The 19,271-nt window shown below is 51.8% G+C and carries 14 protein-coding genes and 2 pseudogenes; 6 read left to right on the top strand and 10 right to left on the bottom strand.

What is annotated here, in order from left to right; genetic code table 11:
- Nucleotides 1–248 (bottom strand): annotated as a pseudogene (locus AC4FIC_RS07745) (sugar ABC transporter substrate-binding protein); the annotation flags it as partial.
- 501 nt (nt 249–749) lie between these two features.
- Between AC4FIC_RS07745 and AC4FIC_RS07740 the strand changes: the two are divergent.
- From AC4FIC_RS07740 to AC4FIC_RS07730, 3 genes are read left to right on the top strand one after another with little or no spacing between them, the layout of a single operon-like run.
- A complete protein-coding gene (locus AC4FIC_RS07740; RefSeq protein WP_100257854.1) occupies nt 750–1,982 on the top strand; it encodes an ABC transporter substrate-binding protein in 1,233 nt (410 codons plus the stop codon).
- Nucleotides 1,983–1,993: 11 nt separating this feature from the next.
- On the top strand, nt 1,994–2,719 hold the full coding sequence (locus AC4FIC_RS07735; RefSeq protein WP_100257853.1) for a response regulator: 726 nt from the start codon (nt 1,994–1,996) through the stop codon (nt 2,717–2,719).
- Nucleotides 2,716–4,245 carry a sensor histidine kinase gene (locus AC4FIC_RS07730; protein ID WP_273285900.1) on the top strand — a complete coding sequence of 510 codons (1,530 nt, stop codon included), beginning with the start codon at nt 2,716–2,718 and terminating at the stop codon, nt 4,243–4,245. Before AC4FIC_RS07735 ends, AC4FIC_RS07730 begins: the two co-directional genes overlap by 4 nt.
- A gap of 421 nt (nt 4,246–4,666) precedes the next feature.
- Here AC4FIC_RS07730 and AC4FIC_RS07725 read toward each other — a convergent pair whose 3' ends face one another.
- Nucleotides 4,667–5,128 (bottom strand): MarR family winged helix-turn-helix transcriptional regulator, encoded by a 462-nt coding sequence (locus AC4FIC_RS07725; RefSeq protein ID WP_476194860.1) that lies wholly within the window; start codon nt 5,126–5,128, stop codon nt 4,667–4,669.
- A 122-nt stretch (nt 5,129–5,250) separates the two neighbouring features.
- Here AC4FIC_RS07725 and AC4FIC_RS07720 point away from each other — a divergent pair.
- From AC4FIC_RS07720 to AC4FIC_RS07710, 3 genes and pseudogenes are all read left to right on the top strand, one after another.
- A pseudogene (locus AC4FIC_RS07720) lies at nt 5,251–7,180 on the top strand (FAD-binding monooxygenase).
- A 1,328-nt stretch (nt 7,181–8,508) separates the two neighbouring features.
- Nucleotides 8,509–9,522, top strand: coding sequence for a pirin family protein (locus tag AC4FIC_RS07715; RefSeq protein WP_100258777.1), 1,014 nt, complete (start codon nt 8,509–8,511; stop codon nt 9,520–9,522).
- A 125-nt stretch (nt 9,523–9,647) separates the two neighbouring features.
- Nucleotides 9,648–10,403 carry a globin domain-containing protein gene (locus AC4FIC_RS07710; protein WP_273285895.1) on the top strand — a complete coding sequence of 252 codons (756 nt, stop codon included), beginning with the start codon at nt 9,648–9,650 and terminating at the stop codon, nt 10,401–10,403.
- Nucleotides 10,404–10,488: 85 nt separating this feature from the next.
- Here AC4FIC_RS07710 and AC4FIC_RS07705 read toward each other — a convergent pair whose 3' ends face one another.
- The 8 genes from AC4FIC_RS07705 to AC4FIC_RS07670 form a co-directional block, all read right to left on the bottom strand.
- A complete protein-coding gene (locus tag AC4FIC_RS07705; protein WP_158524377.1) occupies nt 10,489–11,247 on the bottom strand; it encodes a sulfite exporter TauE/SafE family protein in 759 nt (252 codons plus the stop codon).
- 117 nt (nt 11,248–11,364) lie between these two features.
- Nucleotides 11,365–12,312, bottom strand: coding sequence for a D-2-hydroxyacid dehydrogenase family protein (locus AC4FIC_RS07700; RefSeq protein WP_100257848.1), 948 nt, complete (start codon nt 12,310–12,312; stop codon nt 11,365–11,367).
- 36 nt (nt 12,313–12,348) lie between these two features.
- On the bottom strand, nt 12,349–13,854 hold the full coding sequence (locus AC4FIC_RS07695; protein WP_100257847.1) for a tripartite tricarboxylate transporter permease: 1,506 nt from the start codon (nt 13,852–13,854) through the stop codon (nt 12,349–12,351).
- 3 nt (nt 13,855–13,857) lie between these two features.
- Nucleotides 13,858–14,313 carry a tripartite tricarboxylate transporter TctB family protein gene (locus tag AC4FIC_RS07690; RefSeq protein WP_158524376.1) on the bottom strand — a complete coding sequence of 152 codons (456 nt, stop codon included), beginning with the start codon at nt 14,311–14,313 and terminating at the stop codon, nt 13,858–13,860.
- Between the two features lie 49 nt (nt 14,314–14,362).
- The gene (locus AC4FIC_RS07685; protein ID WP_273285894.1) at nt 14,363–15,283 is read right to left on the bottom strand and encodes a tripartite tricarboxylate transporter substrate binding protein; all 921 of its coding nucleotides are present in this window, start codon (nt 15,281–15,283) and stop codon (nt 14,363–14,365) included.
- A gap of 74 nt (nt 15,284–15,357) precedes the next feature.
- Nucleotides 15,358–16,794: an MmgE/PrpD family protein gene (locus tag AC4FIC_RS07680; protein WP_100257844.1), complete on the bottom strand. Its 1,437-nt coding sequence runs from the start codon at nt 16,792–16,794 to the stop codon at nt 15,358–15,360.
- 107 nt (nt 16,795–16,901) lie between these two features.
- Nucleotides 16,902–17,576: a GntR family transcriptional regulator gene (locus AC4FIC_RS07675; protein ID WP_100257843.1), complete on the bottom strand. Its 675-nt coding sequence runs from the start codon at nt 17,574–17,576 to the stop codon at nt 16,902–16,904.
- Nucleotides 17,577–17,748: 172 nt separating this feature from the next.
- Nucleotides 17,749–18,975: an MFS transporter gene (locus AC4FIC_RS07670; RefSeq protein ID WP_100258776.1), complete on the bottom strand. Its 1,227-nt coding sequence runs from the start codon at nt 18,973–18,975 to the stop codon at nt 17,749–17,751.
- Between the last annotated feature and the right edge of the window lie 296 nt (nt 18,976–19,271).

The following is a 19,271-nucleotide window of genomic DNA, read 5'->3' as shown; positions in this document are numbered from 1 at the left end:
TCACCGGCGGTGCCGCCTTTAAAGCGCGAGTCCATTGTGGCGTTATAGTCGGGTGGATTGGTCGGTGCGAAGCTGACATTGATATCTGGGTATTGACTGTTAAAGGTCGGGATCAGTACGTCTTCCCAAAGATCCTTATCGTCGGTGCGCCAACTTTCGATAACGACATCGCCGGCGAGGGCGTGCATGGCATAACCGCCGGTCATCGAAAACAAGACCGCGGCACTGATGGCTGATAATTTTGTCATGAGGTATTCCTTATTATTGTTAGTATTGCTGTTGGTATAAGAACTGTTCATGCTGGTGTTCGTACTAAAAAAGAAGTACTGCTTAGGTAACGGTTGTCTGCTAAGTGGGCCGATTTTTGTTGCGACCCGCCGATAACCGGTCGCCAAACGAGCGACTGGACAACGACCATCTAGATCACCCTAACGCCAAAACCCGGAACCCCATAACGCGGCTCCGGCCTGGGCGTTACAAAGCTGCAAGGGACCCAAGGGCGGCGCTTTGCGGGTTGTTTGCACGCCGACACCAACTGGCTTGTGGCGCTGCAAGGCACATATTTTAGGTGTTGCAACCTTAGTCAGTGGGGTGCTTTGCAAGGTTTTGTTACAATGCGATAGAAAAAATTACCCTTTGTCGGGCTCTATGGCGGAAATAACACTTGGCAAGGTACCGGGGGACGCCTAGGCTCGGTCAATGCTAATAATAAAAAAGATCGAGTGACTACTATCAAACGATTATCACTAGTGACCCTGCTGTGTTTGCTGCAAGGGTTCAGCAGCCTGGCCAGTTATGGCGAGGATCTAGAAGTCTTGCACTGGTGGACGTCCGACGGCGAACGCGCTGCGGCCCTCTATTTACAAGATACCCTGGCCGAACAGGGCATTACCTGGGTCGATGCGGCGATCCCCGGCGGCGGCGGTGAGGGCGCCATGGCGGTCTTGAAGAGTCGGGTGCTGCAGGGCGCAGCGCCCGCCGCTGCGCAGATTATCGGCCCAGACATCCAGAACTGGGCCGCGCTGGGTTTTCTCGGTCACTTTAATATAGTAGCCCTGGCGCACGACTGGCCGAACATACTGCACCCTACGGTCAATCAGTTGCTGCAGTATCAGGGCCAATACGTGGCGGTACCCTTTGGTATCCATCGGATCAATGGCCTCTGGGTTAACCGCGCGCTCTTGGCCGAGACCGGTTTGGCGGTGCCGCAGCATTGGGATGAGTTTTTTACCCTGGCCGAAAAATTCCAAGCCATGGGCGTTATCGCGCTGGTGCATGGCAATGAGCCTTGGCAAAACGCGACCTTGTTTGAAACCCTGGTGTTGAGCGTGGGCGGCCCGTCACTGTACCGCGCGGTATTTGAACAGCTCGATGAAACGGCGATCCTATCCGATTCATTCGCCCAAGCGCTGGGCCTATTGAGTCAATTGAAAGGCCTAATGGATCCGGAAATTAATGGTCGTACCTGGCCCCAAGCGACCCGTTTATTGGCCGATGGACAGGCCGGCATGCAGATTATGGGCGATTGGGTAGGTGGCGAATTAACCGCCTGGCAGGCCAGCGATCGCGTTCTGTGTGCCTCGGTGCCCGAGACGGCCGAGGAGCACCTGTACAGCATCGATACCATGGTGATGTTCAAGAATCTGGCCGTGAGCAGTTATCAAGGGCAATTAAATTTTGCCGAGACCATGACTCGTACCGATGTGCAATTGAATTACAATCGACTCAAGGGCTCGGTCCCGGTGCGCCTGGATATTGAGCCTGAGGCCTTGTCGGACTGCGCGCAGATTTCTTATCGGCTGTTTAAAGCCAACCAAGCCCAAGGTACCCTGGCGCCCAGTCTGGCGCACAGTATGGTGGCCACGGCCGAAGTGGAGGATGTCTTTGTTAAGGTGATACACGAGTTTTTTCAGACCCCAAACCGCCCGGTCCTGCAGGTACAACAAGAGTTGGTGCGCAATCTAAAGTCCATTCGAAAGTAACGGGAGTTGTCATGCAAAAGAAAATCTTTGTCGTCGATGATGACGACAAAATACGCCAACTGTTGCAAATCTATCTGGAAAAAAACAACTACCAGGTGGTTAGTGCCGCCGATGGTGAATCGTTCCTGGCCCAATTTAATAAGATCGGCAAGGACATCAGTCTGGTCATACTGGATATTATGCTGCCCGGCATGGACGGTTTCGCGGTGTGCCAGAGCTTGCGGAAAATTTCAGAAGTGCCGATTATCATGTTGACCGCCAATGCCGAAGAAACCGATTTGGTGGTCGGCTTGGAATTGGGTGCCGATGATTACATTGCCAAACCCTTCTCGCCGCGTGAACTCTTGGCGCGTATCAAGGCTATTCACCGCCGCTTGGTGGACGATCGTAAGCCGCTCAATCGACTACGCTACTTCTATTTTAAAGACTTTATTGTTGATCGGGTCGAACGCTTACTGATTGATGAACGTGGCGATATGGTGAAGTTGAGCGGCGGAGACTTTCAACTGCTGCAATTATTTCTGGAAAATCCGGGCGAAGTACTGTCGCGCGACCGAATCTCAGAACAGATTCGTGGGCGCGAAAGTGGCCCGACCGAACGCTATCTGGATGTGCAAATCAGTCGTTTGCGGCAACGGCTCGGCGACGATGGCAAGACCCCCCTGTTGATTAAAACGATGCGCGGCAGTGGCTATGTGTTTGCCACCGAAGTGACCACCAGCGATGACAGCCGATGACTGTGCCATCCAGCACCAAGCTCACGCCGGCAGCCCAGCCCACCGCGCGCAAACGCGCCTATAACACTCAAGCCCAGCCGACACCTCAGGCAGTTCGGCAATGGTTGCCTCAGTCGGTGCTATCGCGTCTGGCGTTGGCGGTGATTGTCGGCGTGTTATTGGTGCAGTGGGTCGGTAACAGTATATGGGTCTATCAAATTCGTAAGGAGGTCCAGGCCGCCACCGCTGAAAATACCGATAACCTCGCCGATACGCTGAACAATACCCTGCGATATCTGAGCAAGCTGCCGTCCAACTATCGATTGATCGCGCTAGAACAGCTGCGCGAAGCTGGTGGTACCCGCTTCTATATTTCCCTGCACGAACGAAAACTGCAGGTACAACCGCTGCCCGATTCGGTATTGGCCTCCTTGGTGATACAACGTATGACGGACCGGCTCAATGTCGAGTGGGCACCCAAGGCCATCGAGGTCGTTTTGGCTTCGCCGATCGACTTGGTCGTGCGCGACAACGGCACCCTTTTGACCGAGATGCCCCGCTATGTTAACAACCAACATCTGATCCTATCGCCCAAGCCGGCCCCTTTGCTGGTTGTGCAGTTGGAGATTGAGCCGGACGTGTGGGCCTATGTTGCGGCATTGATGCCCGATCCGTTTTTCCTCGATAGCCATAATCCATTGACGATCGATCGCCTGTTCTTTCAAACCCTGACAGTGCTCACGGTCTTGCTCATGTTGATGGTGATTGTTCGATGGATTACCAAACCGATGGCGCTATTGGCCAATGCGGCAGGTAAGTTTGGTCGTGGCGATCGGCATGAGCCACTGCCGACGCGTGGCACGCGCGAATACACTAAATTGGCCACGGCCTTCAACGAAATGGAAGAGCGCCTAATGCGCTATATGCAGGATCGTGAACGGCTGTTTAGTTCGATCTCGCACGATTTGCGCACGCCCATTACCCGTTTAAAGTTGCGCGCCGAATTGCTCGACAATGATCAGACTGGGGCTGATTTTACCGAGGACCTGGATGAACTGGAACTGATGGTCATCGGGGCGTTACAGCTGGTGCGCGATAGCGATATACACGAAAACAATGCCGATGTGGATATCAATCGCCTGATTCTGCGCCTGATCGAACCGATGTTACGCGCCGGTCATCCGATCCGCTTTGAGCCTGGTCAGTTGGCCACCCTCAGCGCCAAGCCACTTGCTCTAAAGCGCGCCCTGACCAACCTGATTGACAACGCCATCTTTTATGGCAAACGTGCCGATATCAGTGTGACCCACAATGAGGCCGAACTGCAGGTGGTCATTCGTGACTACGGTCCGGGGATTGACGGTGACGCAGAACGGCTATTCAAGCCATTTTCCCGTCTCAATCACGGCCGTGAGCAACGAGAGGACGGCTTTGGACTGGGCTTGAACATTGCGCAGCACCTGATCAACGGCCACGGCGGTAGCCTGGCATTGGCCAACCACGAAGAACGTGGACTGGTGGTTACGGTGCGGATCCCGTTGGCTTGAGTAAAGCTTAACGAGATGCTGTGTGAGTCGATAACTGGGCCTAGGACTTCATGGCATTGCTGGCGGATACGTCCCTACAACCCCGTGATTGAATTATTTTTTTGAAGCTTCAGAGCGAAATAGAAGCAGGAATACGATTACCGCTGCCCTGCTGAGGCAGCCATGGACACATTGAAATATATTCATCGGCACTATAATTTAGAAACAGACCACAGCTTTAACAATTATCTGCCGCTGATTGCGGCAGAGGTCGAGTAAGCTTCTATGGTGGTGTACCGATTTACTTGACCACCACACAGCAGCAGTTAGCCCCGTCTTTTATTGTTTGATAACAGATTTCATCATAAGGAACGCTCCTAATTCGCGGGACATATTGCTCTATTATCTCTGGGCTCATTATCAGTATTAACCGAACAGCGCGCTAGGTTTCGGGTTTCAGTGGTGCTCGGCTCAGTTCGTTGACGCGCTCTGTAGCTTTTTTTAATAATCGTACGAACTGATCTGCTTCCACTTCACTAAGTCCATGTAGCATAACCCGTTGCGCTTTTTCTACTGCTGGGCGAATTACAGTTAGTACCTGCTTACCTTCGTCCGTCAGATGCAGCACTCGCGCCCGCCGGTCTCGGACGCTGATGCTCCGCTCTAGCCATCCTTTCTGAACCAGGCGATCAACAACCCCGGTAATGGTTGTGCGGTCATAGGCAATCAAACCTGCCAGGGTGATCTGGTCTATACCTGGCGACTCCTGCACTCTGTCTAGAGCGGCAAATTGAACCGGCGTTAAATCATATCCGAATTGAGCCACTTCACGATGGAAGATAGCGACAGCGGCTTGGTGATATCGCCGAATTAGGTGTCCAGGCATGTTGCCGAGGTCGAACATAAATGTGCTTCTCTTTCGTTAATATAATTGACGACACTAAATATAGTCAGCATACTGATTAATTACACAATAGCAAAATAAATCCTAGTCGCTTTGGTCGACTGGCTATAGGAGTCAGTTTTATGCAATTCCATCTCAATGGGTTCCGTGCCGGCGATCCGCTTGTAAAAGAAGCTGCAACGGATGTTGAAGGCGCGATAGATAATGACGGCCTCCCCGAATCGGTTGATGTCTTAATAGTCGGGAGTGGCCCGGCCGGGCTGACACTAGCAGCTCAGCTGGCTGCGTTTCCAGACATTTCGACGCGATTGATTGAAGCAAAAGCAGGCCCTTTGGCGCTGGGCCAAGCCGATGGCGTGTCGTACCATGGAAATGTTTGCAGCCTTCGGTTTTGCTGAACAGATCGAGCAAGAGGCGTATTGGGTCAACGAAGTGGCCTTCTGGAAACCGGACGCCCAACGGCCGGAACATATAGAACGTAACGGTATTGTGCAGGACACTGAAGACGGACTGTCTGAATTTCCGCATGTCATCCTCAACCAGGCCCGAGTACATGACCGTTACCTAGAGCACATGCGCAATTCTCCCAGCCGAATGGAAGTGGATTATTCTCGAAGTGTGGTCTCGGTCACTCCGAGCAAAAATGACGGTTCGGCCGTTGTGGAGATTGAACGCACAGACCCGGACCACTCTGGCCAGACCGAGCGGGTCACAGCGCGCTATGTGGTGGGCTGCGATGGCGCACGCAGTGTAGTACGTAAATCCATAGGCCGGGTTCTGCATGGCGATTCGGCCAACCAGGCATGGGGGGTTATGGACGTCCTTGCGGTCAGCGATTTTCCTGACATTCGCAGGAAGTCGGCTATTCAGTCGTCCAGTGAAGGTAATGTACTTATCATTCCGAGAGAAGGCGGCTATCTGGTACGCTTCTATGTGGAAATGGACAAGTTAACGGAAAACGAACGAGTCGCCAGTAAACAAATTACAGTTGAGCATGTCATCGCAGCCGCACAACGGATAATGAAGCCCTTCACTCTGGAAGTTAAAGACGTAGTCTGGTGGTCTGTTTATGAGATTGGTCAGCGCATCTGTGACAAGTACGACAATGTCTTTGAATCCGGTCCGGAGCGACCATTGCCCTCTATATTCATTGCCGGTGATGCCTGCCATACCCACAGTCCGAAAGCGGGCCAAGGCATGAATTTTTCCATGCAAGACACCTTTAATCTGGGGTGGAAGCTGGCAGCCGTCCTGCGTGGTCAAGCTATACCGGAGTTGCTGCATACCTACTCGGAAGAACGGCAAGTGGTCGCTCAAGACTTGATCGACTTCGACCGGGAATGGGCGAAGATGTTCAGCGACCGGCCAAAAGATAGTGCCAGTGGCGAAGGCGTGGACCCCAAGGCTTTCCAACAGTATTTCGTTAAAAAAGGCCGTTTTACCGCGGGTACGGAGACACATTACAGACCGTCCATGATTCGAGGCGCAGACACCTGGCAGAATTTGGCCCAGGGGTTCGTGATCGGTATGCGCTTGCACTCGGCACCAGTGATCCGGCAAGCGGATGCCAAACCGATGCACCTGGGGCATGTGGCCCGAGCCGACGGACGCTGGCGGTTGTATGCATTTGCCGGCGCCAACGACTTGGGGTCGGGTGCCTTTTCGGCCATTCAAAACCTGTGTGACTTTCTCACCACTGCCTCCGAGTCACCTCTAAAGCAATACACTTCAAAATTTGCAGACATTGATGCAGTTTTTGATTGTCGCGTAATATTCCAGCAATCCCACTGTGACGTGGCCGAGCAAGATTTGCCATTATTGTTTCGACCGCGCAAAGGAAAATTCGGTCTGATTGACTATGAGAAAGTCTTTTGTCCTGATTTAAAATCCGGATTAGATATTTTTGACCTACGTAATATCGACCGTGAACAAGGGTGTCTGGTCGTTGTTCGCCCAGATCAGCACATCGCGCACGTGCTCCCCTTGACCGCACATACCGAACTGGCGGCGTTTTTCGACGCGTTTATGATTCGAGAATCTGACCAGAATTAATAGTTTAATTCCGTCTGTATGTATTAAGATTTTTATATCTCGTTAAGATAATCGGAAGTTAGCAAGTAAACACAAAGTTACGCCGATCCGATCAACCTCTTAGGTTAGGGGTTCCTGAAGGCTCAAACTATTGGCATTATCTCAAGTCATGACCTATAGCCGTTTTACTTCGAAAAACTGTTGTACGCTCATGTTTCTTCTCCATATGGACATAAGCGATAAATCCATTGGGTAGTGGTTGGTCAAGCATCAGTCATTAATTTACGCGAGGTGAAGTGTAATACACGACTGTACGTTGGCTATTGCGATGTATTTGCGCAAAAAAGACTGCTCTTAAGTGTCGAAGGGCTCTGCGACATTGTCGTAAGCAGTCCAACGAATCGTTGGTTAGTTATGTTAACGATAAGTTAAAAAAACACTGGTGCCGGAATGGAGGTCTTTTTTTGAACCGCGCTCTCCTTGGCAAAGGTGTGCAAATAAAAAATCGAACGGGTTGATAGTCCACTATTTAAAAAAAGAATTTATTGGACTGCAATATTGATAAAATTCTTATCGATGTGATAGATGAAATTTACATTCGGCCATGTAAATGTTTACATTATCAGACACCTTTTGTGCCCACAACAATTTGCAATATTTTAGCCAATACCAACTTCAAAGGGGGCCGTATGAGTAGAGCAGCCGGATTGCTCACAGGGAACCCCTTAATGTTCTGTGATCTCGAACGATTCAACATTATAAGCGAACAATAGATACGCACGATAAGCGAGCAAATTCACAATTGCAATCCCCTCCGAAAAACTGGCTTAGGCATTAGAATCACTTCACGAGTTCTAGGTAAATTCCGCAGTTGCTATACGCTGCCGATCTCTCGCATGCTCACCGTGAACGCCTCGTTCAAGATGTATTCTGTGAGGAGATCATCAAGGGATGGAATGTACCAGCGTGATTCGACTAAACGCGTGGGAGAAAGCACGGCTTGGTATTCGTCCTTTCGGCAGTTTCGTGCAGCCTACCTTAATTATTTGAAAGGTAATGATTGGTGCTTGTCGCCAGAGCAATCTATCGCGCTTGATACTGAAAATATGACAGAACCAAAACAGTTATTGGTTCGAACCACCACAGCACGGAACAATGTAACAGCATTACCTCATGGCATGTCACTTTTGGATATCCGTTCTTCGTTCTCCCCCCCCCCCCCCTTGTCGACTCTGATGCCAATTCGCCGGGCATCAAGCCCGCTGACCGAGTCGATGAAATCTTTTGAACTTCATTCGCTGCCAAATTTCACTATACTGAGCGCACTTATCCCCAGCAACGAGGTCATTATGTCCGCTGTTAAACAGGTATTCGCTCTAGGCTTTCCATGGCAAACATTGGATCCGTTCCTCTTTTGTGTGTATCACAAGGATGACTTTCCCGCTGGTAATGGACATTCAGGTCCCGCGGTGTCCCTAGCCGGGCGAAATATTGGCCAAGACTTCAATATGATTGATGGCTGGAACATGTACCATGGTGACACCGTTCCGGGTTTTCCTGCCCATCCCCACCGCGGCTTTGAAACCATTACCGTGGTCAATGAGGGCCTGGTCGATCATGCCGATTCGCTCGGCGCAGCCGGCCGTTACGGCGGTGGTGACACCCAATGGATGACCGCCGGCAAGGGCGTTCAGCACTCGGAAATGTTTCCGTTGACCAAGACCGACGAACCGAACCCGATGGTGATGTTTCAGATTTGGCTAAACCTGCCGGCCAAAAACAAGATGGTCGAGCCGCACTTCGGCATGTTGTGGTCTGAAGACATTCCGATGGTCGAGGTGAACGACGCTCAAGGCCGCTTAACGACACTCAAGGCCGTGGCAGGTGTGTTTCAGGGTCATATACCGCCGGCACCGCCACCGCAGTCATGGGCGGCCGATGCCGGCAATGACGTTGCGGTCTGGAATATCAAGATGAGCGCCCAAGGCACCTTTGAGTTGCCAGCCGCAGCGGCAGGTTTAAATCGCGTGCTGTATTTTTATCGGGGCGATCAGGCCAGTGTCGACGGCCAAATCTTAACACCCAAACAGGGTGCTCAGTTGCAGTCCGATGTGGCGGTGACCTTGACCGCGGGCAGTGAGGCCTGTGAATTTTTGGTCTTGCAGGGTCGTCCGATTGGCGAGCCGGTGGTGCAACACGGTCCCTTCGTGATGAACACGGACCAAGAGATCCATCAAGCATTTGCCGACTATCGCCGCACCCAATTCGGTGGCTGGCCTTGGGCCGACAGCGATCAGGTCCATAAGGACACCAAGGGTCGGTTTGCCAAGCATGCCGATGGTCGTATCGAACGTAAGCCCTAACCGGCGCCGCGTTCGTAACCTATCAGCCCCCGTGAGCCCGGCATTATCAACTGGCGAGCGGGGGCTGCCTCGACATATCGCCTATCGGGCCAAAGAGCGCCTGAAGACTGGACGGCAGCACAAGCATGAGTGCATACAACTACCCCAATTTCCGCACCGAAAACGGTTACCTGACCGAGACTATCCGGCAGAAATATTTGACCAACGCCATAGCCGATAAACGGGTGCCCGCCAATGCGCACCGAATCGCCGCTCTGGTGTCCTTGACGGCCTCCAACGATACCAGCCAACCGATTCAATTCTGGCAGCTCTACTCGGTGCTCGGGCCTGAGCGAATCGTGGCACTGATCGAAAACTTCTATACCCGAGTCTATCGTGACGAAACCTGGTTCAGTTCGGTGTTTTCGCGCCTGGGCGATCTTCAGCAACATGTCGGCACGCAGTCGTCTATGTGGATCGATGTGATGGGCGGGGGCCAAGCCTATCATGGCGGTGAATACCGCCTGAGCTTTCACCACACCCACAATGCGATTCAGCTGATGAATGACCGGGGTGCTCAGCGCTGGGTCAAGCTGATGTTGGAAACCCTGAATGATCCCAGCATAGACCTGACCGATGATGCCCGGGTACGACCCAGCATCAACACCTTTTTAGGTCATTTCATGAGCAAGTATGCAGCGGAATTCAAGTTCAACGATAAGGCTGCTTTTGGGGTTGGCAATGGATCGGTGAAACGAAAAATCAATTTCATGACCATGTCCTCGGAGGCCATCGAAGCGCTCAGCGAAGCCGAACTGATCGAGGCCCTAACGGCTCGAGGCGTTGATGTCAGCCGCTATGGCACCAAGGTGGCATTGGTCAATAAAGCGCTGATGTTGTAACCCAATAGGCAGAGCAAGGTACATTATAGTGCGCGGAAACGAACGCGAAGCTTTAAGGCCTGATCGGCCTTTAGCCAGATGTGAGTTAGCGAAAAATAACACTGATCAGCAGGTTTATTGCAATAGCGGTCATAACCCATTTCAATAAATTTTTGAAATGATGCTCGTGTATTTTTCCGAGTAAACGTGCGCCCATCCAGGTACCAAAGAAGCCGGCCACAATCATTAACACCACGAGCGGTAGCCAATCGGTGATATTAAAGCCAAGGCGACTAAAGGCAGTTACTTTGAGAATATTTTGGCCGAGAATACAGAACGCGAGAGTGCCAACAAAAGCCGCCTTGGCATAGTCGAAGGTGCGTAAAACAGCCGCAAGCAGTGGCCCAGTGGCACCGACAAAAAGTGACAAAAATGTCAACAGTGCCCCTAAGCCGGCAATCTGAAGTTTGGTTTCTTTAAAGGGGATACGAGCGGGAAGCCAGGCAGATAGCAAGACAAATAGAGCAATAAAGGTTAACAGCACCTTCTCGGGCAGTTGACTCACCACGACAGTCGCCAGTAGCACGCCAACGACGGCCCCGACCATAAACAGTTTCACAAAGCGAAAGTTGATCATGTGCCGGAAGACATACACTCGGCTGGCATTGGATCCGAGTTGTACCAAACCGTGCACGGCAATCAAGCTGGCGGGGCTGATAAAGCTGGCCATAACGCCAAGCAGTAGCGCACCGCCGCCAAAGCCTGCTAAGGCCGAAATTAAAGATGTAATAGCGCTGGCAAAGACCAATAGGATAAGATCCTGTTGGCTCACCTGGTCGACCCAAACCAAAAGAGGCAGAGACATAAGTGTTCTCATCAAGCAGATTAGTGAACTCACCACCAGAGGCAGGATAAAGCCACGGTGGTTGTCTAAGAAGGCGCTCTATTAGCGCCACAATGGGGCTTTTGGCCCCCGAGAAGCTTAGTTATCAGGCTTGGCCGTCAGATCAAAAAAGGTCACTATATTGTTAAAAGCGGTTTGCAGATACAGGTTGTAACTGTTCGTTTCAACATAGCCCATATGCGGTGAACACAGGACATTGGGCAACTTCAGTAACGGGTGCAGCACATCATAAATGGGCTCTTGCTCGTAGACATCGATAGCCGCCCAGCCGGGCTTGCCCAGGTTTAACGCGCGCACCAGAGCATCTTCCTCAACCAGTTCGGCCCTGCTGGTGTTGCAGAAAACGGCGTCTGCATGCATAGCCGATAGATCCTCGAAACGAATGTTCTGATCCGTCTCGGGCACCAAACGCTGATGAACGGTGACGATGTCAGAGCTGGCAAAAAACTGCTCGCGACTGTCAGGCACTGACAGACCTAAGGATCTCGCTTCGTCCTGCGCCCGCTCGCTGCCCCAAATTTGCACCTTCATATCGAAGGCCGTGGCATAGCGCAGCATTTGCTTGCCGGTCTTACCAAAGCCCAGAATGCCTAAGGTTTGCGAGGCCATAGAACGGCCAATATTGGTTTGCCATTGACCCTGAGCCATGCCGTTTACCGCAGCGACAAACTGGCGCCGTGCCGCCATGATCAATAGCCAGGCCCACTCAGCTGGGGCGATCGGATCGCCAAAGCCATCGACAACGCTGATGCCCCGTTTTGCGCAGGCGTCTAAGTCGATATTTCTGGAAATCTTACCCGTTTGGCTGATCAGCCTTAGCTTGGGCGTGCGCTCAAGGAACGCCTCGTCAATAAGGGTGCGCTCCCTGATCAGCAACAGCACATCCGCGCTCGCCAACGCCTCATCTGTTTCAGGATCCGTTGTCAGGTCACCCAAACTCTGGGTCTGTATCTGTGCGTTACTGTTGAGGAAATTGAATTCCCGTGTAGCGTATTGGTAGTCATCTGGAATAACACAATGAATCATAAATACATTTCCATTATTTAGACTCAGGCCAATGCCTTAGTCTGTTACCGTATCCTTGGCACTTTTTTCCTTCCGGTGAGCAAAGTGGTTCAATACCAGAGGGCTAAATAGAGATAAAACAGCGGCCGTCAGTAAACCTAAGCTTATTGGGTGGTTGAGAAAAATCCAATAATCACCGCGTGAGATAATCAACGCTCTGCGAAAGTTTTCTTCAAGCAAACCGCCCAACACCAGCGCCAGTACTAGTGGGGTAATGGGATAGTCAAACTTCTTCAGAATATAGGCAAAGATGCCGAAACCGAACATCACCCAAACATCGATAATATTATTATTGTACCCGTAGGAACCGATCACCGAGATGGTCGCGATCACGGATAATAACAGTGGCTTGGGGGCAGAGATAACCTTAACCCACAGCGGTACGCCGATTAGGCCAAACACCAGCTGCGCAACACAGGCCACAATGAGGCCGGCAAATATGCCATACACTATGTCGCCGTTGGTCTGAAACAATAGCGGGCCGGGTTGAATGTTGTGCAACATCAATGCGCCCACCAAGACGGCAGCCGTGGCCGATCCGGGTATTCCGAGGGTCAAAAGCGGTACCAACGAGCCGCCCACGACCGCATTGTTGCCGGCCTCTGGTGCCGCTACACCTTCTAACGCGCCTTTACCGAACTCGTCTTTATTCTTAGCGAAGCGTTTCACCTCGTTATAGCAAATAAACGAGGCAACGGTGGCACCGGCGCCGGGTAACACACCAATCACCGCACCAAGCAACGAACTGTGCAGGTAGACTTTCCACATGCTGGCCAGTTTTCGAACTGACGGCATGGCATAGGATAGGACGATTTTTTTCACGTTGCCCATCTCTTTCTCGAGCCCGGTAAAAACAGAGGCCATCGCAAACAGACCAATAAGCGCCGGGATAAACCCTAGACCATCCATCAGCTTCGCTATGCCAAAAGTAAAGCGTTCTTCGCCGGTGTAGGTGTCCAGGCCAATGGTTTTTAAGGCCAAGCCGATAAACAATACCAGGAAGCCCTTCATCAGATTTTCACTGGCCAAGCTTGCAATAATGGCTAAACCGAAGACGGCCAAACCAAAATATTCCGGAGCGCCAAACGATAGCGCGACTTTAGCCAAGGGTTCGGAAAAAGCAAACAGAACCAACGCGCCAATAACGCCACCGATGCTGGAGGCCACCACCGAGGTGGTTAGGGCCAAGCCCGGCTTACCCTGTTTGGTCAGTTCATAGCCGTCTAAGATAGTCGCGGCAGCGGCTGGCGTGCCGGGCGTACCAATGGCAATAGCGGTAATGGAACCGCCGTATTCGCCGGCTAAATAAACCGACACCAGTAATAGAATTGCCACTAAGGGGTCCATGCCAAAGGTAAAGGGCACCATCAGCGCAACGGCCGTGGAGGCGCTCAAACCGGGCAGAACACCGCATAAAATGCCCACTAGGACGCCCATAATAATGGCAAAAATAGCCGGAACGGACCAGATAGCTGAAAAACCGAGTAAAATATTATCTATCATGCATTAATCTCCCAAGAGACCCGGTGGCAACGGTATGTTTAAAACCAGAACAAAGACGCCGTAGATGGTCAGGGTTACACATAACACACTGATCAGTATCCAACGGTAGGATCTAAATCCTGCTAAAAGAGGTAGTAAAATAAGTAAGATGGGCGTCAGAATAAAGAAGCCAATAGGCTCTAATAACGCAATATAAATGGCCATTAATAGAATGCTGACAATACCGGGTAACGATAATTTTGCCTTGCTGGCATGGGCATTAGTCGGTTTAAAGGCTAGGTAAATTGAAATTAAGATAATAACGGACAGGATAATTCGTGGATAGGTTGAGGCCGATAGATTGCCCGCCGACCCAGGATCCGCCTTGCCACCAATCACGACAAAAAAAATGGCCGCTAAGAGTGCGAGGATTGCCGAAAAGTAACGATCGGCAGTCAAATTTATAACTGAATTAGGCATTGCGGTTTCCTTAATAATTGGGGGCAAATATTTGCCCCCAATTTTTCTACTACATCGCAGACTGTTTCTTAACCAATCCGGTAAATTTCTCAGATTCCATGTAACCATTGTACATGTTGGCATTTTCCATGAATGTGACAAACTCTGGATCAACAACGACCTTAGCTAACATGTCGTTTAATGTCGCGACAACATTATCAGGCACGTTTCCGGCCGCCATAACGCCACGCCAATGTTCTGTGACAACTTCATAACCCTGCTCACTCAAAGTTTGTACCGATTCAAACGGCGCAAAGCGTGAGTCACTGGCCAAAGCAAGAACTTTTAATGAACCCGCTTTAAAGTTGGTCATCATTTCACTTGGGTTAGCGATCGCAACCTCGATATGGCCACCTAAGACGGCTACCACTGGCTCTTTGCCACCCTTATAAGGAATGTAGTTCAGATCGATGCCGGCTGCTGCTTCAAGATCTTGAATCAGGCTTTCGTCAACGGACTTGGTTTCATAACCGCCCACTGTCAAGACGCCAGGATTCTTCTTAGCATAGGCCACTAGATCGCCTATATCATTAAACGGGCTGTCCTGGGCGACGGTGATCAGGAACGGATCGCGTACCACACGGCTGACGAATTTGAAATCGTCTGCACTGAGGCCTGCTGAAGCACCGCGTAATGACGTGGTCATGCTGCGAGTGTTGGTCATAACAACATAGCCGTCAGTCTTTTGATTCAGGACATAAGACATCGCGACCTTACCAGAACCGCCGGATTTGTTTAACACGACCATTGGCTGACCGATGTATTTTTCACCAACTTTGGCAATCATTCGTGCCATCAGGTCGTGACCCGATCCAGCACTGGACCAGCACACCAAGGTGATTGGCTTTTCAGGGTATTCGGCCCATGCCGGTGCGGCAAACAAAATACCTGCGGATAAAAAACCTGCGGTGATTATTGATTTCAATTTCATGCTTTTTCCTCTCTCTTTTGTTGTTTTTGTGCCTAGATTGAAGTTGTATTTGTACACTTCTATGTTCTATCTGTTTAACCTGCCTGGATAAGCCTTGCGAGCAGACTTACATCGTCTTGGTCTAAGATAGTTGCCGCGCTGTCAATTAGCGCTTCAATGTTGCTCGGCGTCAGGGTGCCTTTAGAGCAGGCCCTAACCTTATCTTTTACTTCATTGTCTGTGAGTGGGAACTCTGGTCCGCCGCGGTAGCGTTCATCTGCGTCACCGCCAAAGGTTGACCCGTTGTTCAGTACGATCTCAATTGAGGAGCGCATCTTGTCAAAGCCCTTCGCTTCAATTTCTGGATCGAACTGGGTTTTCATTCGACGTTGCATGGCTTGCATGGCAGCGCTTTGTACGAAATCGTCTTCAAATTCCAATTTACCGGCCTGCCTCGTTAAGGCGACCATCGACAGCACTGCCTGTAATGAAAATTTGGCTTCAAGGTGGTTGCTGGCGACGGGGTATCGAATGGGATTCAAGATGTTGGAACCGGCGCGAATGATTACCGACTCAATGTCGTCCGGTTGAATATCGTGCTCGACGACCAGCTTAATCATCAGGTCGATCGTCGGGTGGGTTAAAACACCACAGGGGTAAGGCTTGATGCTGACCCCAGGACTGACGATGGTCCAAGGTTGGCCGAAGTTCTCGACGGTGGTCTTGTGGGTGGTTAGGCCGCCACCGTGTACCGCAAAGAAGCCCCACGGACCGTCCAAGGCGTGCTTATCGGCGGTGAAGCCTTTTGCGGCCATCAACGCGGCGGTGACGCCATTTTCGGAAGCACGGCCAACGTGTAGGGGCTTAGTCATGGTGCCGAAGTTACAGCGAATGCCGGCCGCAAAACTCGCCGCCAAGCCAAAACCATGGCGCAACTGATCGCCGTTTAACTTCAGCAGCTTGGCCGCAGCAGCATAGGCGCCGAAGGTGCCCACCGTGCCACTGGAGTGAAAGCCGCGCTTATAGTGTTGCGAATACATCCACTCCGATATTTTACTTTCAACTTCAAATCCGGTCAGGAAGGCCAACATAAAGTCTTTGCCAGTCACCGGGCCGAGCTGCTGTGCCATCACCAGAGCGGCCGTCAGCGGCGGAATGGTTGGGTGGGTGAGTAAGCCGTAGACATGGTCTGGGTCTACGCTGACCTGAGAGTCATCCCAGTCGTGGGCGTGCCCTGCGGTACCCAATACTCTCGCCGCAATAGGCGATGGCACCTTCACGCCATCTGCGCCGAGCAGCAGTGCGTCTGCGCGGCCACCTTGATCCAGAGCCATCTGTGCGAGGATGGTCGCCGTTTCATGATTGGACCCGGCGACATATAGACCTAAACCATCCATTAGGCAGCGGGTGCCAATGTTGAGCGCGTCGTCCGGGATCTGCTCGAAGGTGACCGACTCAATAAAGGCCGCAGCGGCTTCTGTGATGGTGCTGTGCGCCGGTACTTCCGCAAAGGGGTTCTGTTGTATAGCCATAATCGCAATGCTCTTAGGTAAATTCTGTCATCTGTCCACTGTCGACAGATTAAATGGATCGAAAAAAAACCGGCACCTCGATGCTGCCGGCTTTTGAATAGGGTTAATTACTTATGACGTTCCAATAATACATTTTTTGCTTCTTCAACGTGATTTCTAGCCAATCGAGAAGCCTCTTGAGCGTCACGATCCGAAATGGCCTGAAAAATCTGTTCGTGCTGACCCATGGAGATCTGTCGCCTGTCCGCTACCGATAAGGTCTCGTTGCGAAACAGGGTGAGCTTCTTAAAAACCCCTCGATAGATATCCACCAAAGACTTATTGCAGGCGTATTCAACGATGAGCATATGAAACGCTAAGTTGGCGAGCAGATATTCCGCTGCCGTATCTCGCTTGGCCAGAATCCTCATATCCTCTATACGACCGGCCAGGGTGTCTATCATAGCCTGGTCGGCTTTTAAACAGACCTGTTCAACCGCATAGGCATCTAACATGCCGCGAATCTCATACAATTCAATGACCACGCTGAGGTCGACCTGGCAAACAAAGGATCCTTTGCCAACCCGGTTCTCGACCAGACCATACTGCGCCAGTTTGCGGCAAGCCTCTCTAATCGGTGCTCGGCTCACGCCGAACGATTGCGCTAGGCTGCTCTCATTAATGCGCTCGCCCGGCTGAATTTCACCGTCGAGAATCATATGCTCTAATCTGTGCTCAATGATGGTACCCAGCGACTGGGTTCTTAGGTCATTGATTTTTTCATCAAAAAGGGTCTGAGGCATTTACTCAACCAGTGTTATCTCTGTCAACTGTCGACAGAGTACGATTTATAAGAAGCCATTGCAAGCAGCGCTGATGCAAAGCCAAGACAGACCCAAAGCCAAGACAGACCCAAAAAAGTACCTAGCTGGCATTGAAATAGCCAGTGATGGATTTATCTGGCGATCTATTCTATTAGTTGGGTCTCACCGCCGCCGGTCGATAAGCATAAAGACTCAACACACTTGCTAGCAGGGCATAGGCCCCCAGACTCAACAATAGATTATTGATTGAATAGCCGCTGTCGATTAACCAGCCCAACAGGATCGGTGATGCGGCGGTGCTGAGAACGCCGACCGAGGTGATCAGCGAACGGATGCTGCCCAGATTACGAGTGCCGTATATCTCCGGCCAAATAGAGCCGACGATCGGGCCCATCATGCCCATACCGATGCCCATCGAGGCCATGAGCACAAAAGCCAGGCCGTTGCCTTCAAACAGGCCGGCGGCGATCAGGCCGACGATATAGGGTACCCCCATAAAGCGCACCACTCGGGTGGCGCTGTAGCGATCGACCAGTGCGCCGGTGACGATCGATGTGCCCCAGTGAGCGGCGCCATAGAGGACAAAACCAAGCGCAAACAGGGCTGGACTCCAGTGCTTTTGCGCCAAGATCGATCCCTGGTGGATGAAGACACCGGTAACGATAAAGGGCGGCGCCAATACCAGTGGCAGTACGCGCCAAAAGCGACCGTCCCGCAATAGGGTGCGGCGCGACCCGTCCACTCGGGCTGGGGTGTCACCGGTATCGACCGTTGGCGCGGCAATTTCTGGCGGACCCGCGCGGCGCAACAACCAGAATGTTAGTGGCAAGAATACCAACGGCACGGTAGCGGCGATCAGCAGCCAGATCGATTGCCAGCCGAGCAGTGCGATCAACCAGACCGTAAGAGCCGGTAGGGTCATCTCACCGAGTGCGACACTGGTGTTGGCGATGCTCATCGCCTTGCCGCGATTGCGGCCGAAATAGCGCCCCATGGTAGTCGCTGACGTATGGGGCAACAGGCCTTGACCAAAAAAGCGCAACATAAAGAAGGCCACGATCAGCATCGGTAGGCTGGACACCTGCCACATCAAGAGTGCCCCGGCACAGAGGCCCGCCCCGACTATGAGCACAAAGGTCTGTAGGCGGATGCGGTCGATCAGACCACCCATGGCCATGATGCATAGGCCGCTGACCAGGGTGGCACTGGAATAGGCTGAACCATAGGCGGTGGCCGACAGTCCCAGTTGCTGCTGAATCGATGCGCCATACCAGCTCAGAAAAAAAGACTGGCCAAAGTTGCCCCAAAAGACTGCGATAAGACCGAAACTGAGCATCGGCCAATATTGTTTGGAGAGATTAAGGTAACTTCGCAACACAATCGAGCTCACTGAATAAGGGGGTCGGCAAGTGTACGCTGCTTTGGCGCCAAAGCTGGCGAATAATTTCGCACAGTGGGAGCTAAATTCGTACTTTAGGGCGTTTTCGGCACCACGGCTTTAGGCCCGAGCCCTACAGCGCATTGATGGCGGTTGACTCAATCGCCTTAAACCGCCTGCGGTCATGCTCTGAGTTCAGTTTGAGCCCTGGTGACACTATTCGCCGTTCTGTGCGTCTATGTCTGGTTCTGGACCTGTGTCTGTTCCTATGCCGGCGTGGCCCTGTTCAAATTCCC

The sequence above is a fragment of the Reinekea sp. genome (genome assembly GCF_982785585.1).
This window is presented reverse-complemented; position numbering and strand designations above follow the sequence as displayed.

Excerpts from the sequence above, each read along its gene's own strand:
- AC4FIC_RS07700 (WP_100257848.1), bottom strand. The coding sequence starts at position 12,312 with ATGATTCATTGTGTTATTCCAGATGACTACCAATACGCTACACGGGAA.
- AC4FIC_RS07730 (WP_273285900.1), top strand. The coding sequence starts at position 2,716 with ATGACTGTGCCATCCAGCACCAAGCTCACGCCGGCAGCCCAGCCCACC.
- AC4FIC_RS07680 (WP_100257844.1), bottom strand. The coding sequence starts at position 16,794 with ATGGCTATACAACAGAACCCCTTTGCGGAAGTACCGGCGCACAGCACC.
- AC4FIC_RS07695 (WP_100257847.1), bottom strand. The coding sequence starts at position 13,854 with ATGATAGATAATATTTTACTCGGTTTTTCAGCTATCTGGTCCGTTCCG.
- AC4FIC_RS07675 (WP_100257843.1), bottom strand. The coding sequence starts at position 17,576 with ATGCCTCAGACCCTTTTTGATGAAAAAATCAATGACCTAAGAACCCAG.
- AC4FIC_RS07685 (WP_273285894.1), bottom strand. The coding sequence starts at position 15,283 with ATGAAATTGAAATCAATAATCACCGCAGGTTTTTTATCCGCAGGTATT.
- AC4FIC_RS07705 (WP_158524377.1), bottom strand. The coding sequence starts at position 11,247 with ATGTCTCTGCCTCTTTTGGTTTGGGTCGACCAGGTGAGCCAACAGGAT.
- AC4FIC_RS07715 (WP_100258777.1), top strand. The coding sequence starts at position 8,509 with ATGTCCGCTGTTAAACAGGTATTCGCTCTAGGCTTTCCATGGCAAACA.
- AC4FIC_RS07725 (WP_476194860.1), bottom strand. The coding sequence starts at position 5,128 with ATGTTCGACCTCGGCAACATGCCTGGACACCTAATTCGGCGATATCAC.
- AC4FIC_RS07735 (WP_100257853.1), top strand. The coding sequence starts at position 1,994 with ATGCAAAAGAAAATCTTTGTCGTCGATGATGACGACAAAATACGCCAA.
- AC4FIC_RS07690 (WP_158524376.1), bottom strand. The coding sequence starts at position 14,313 with ATGCCTAATTCAGTTATAAATTTGACTGCCGATCGTTACTTTTCGGCA.
- AC4FIC_RS07710 (WP_273285895.1), top strand. The coding sequence starts at position 9,648 with ATGAGTGCATACAACTACCCCAATTTCCGCACCGAAAACGGTTACCTG.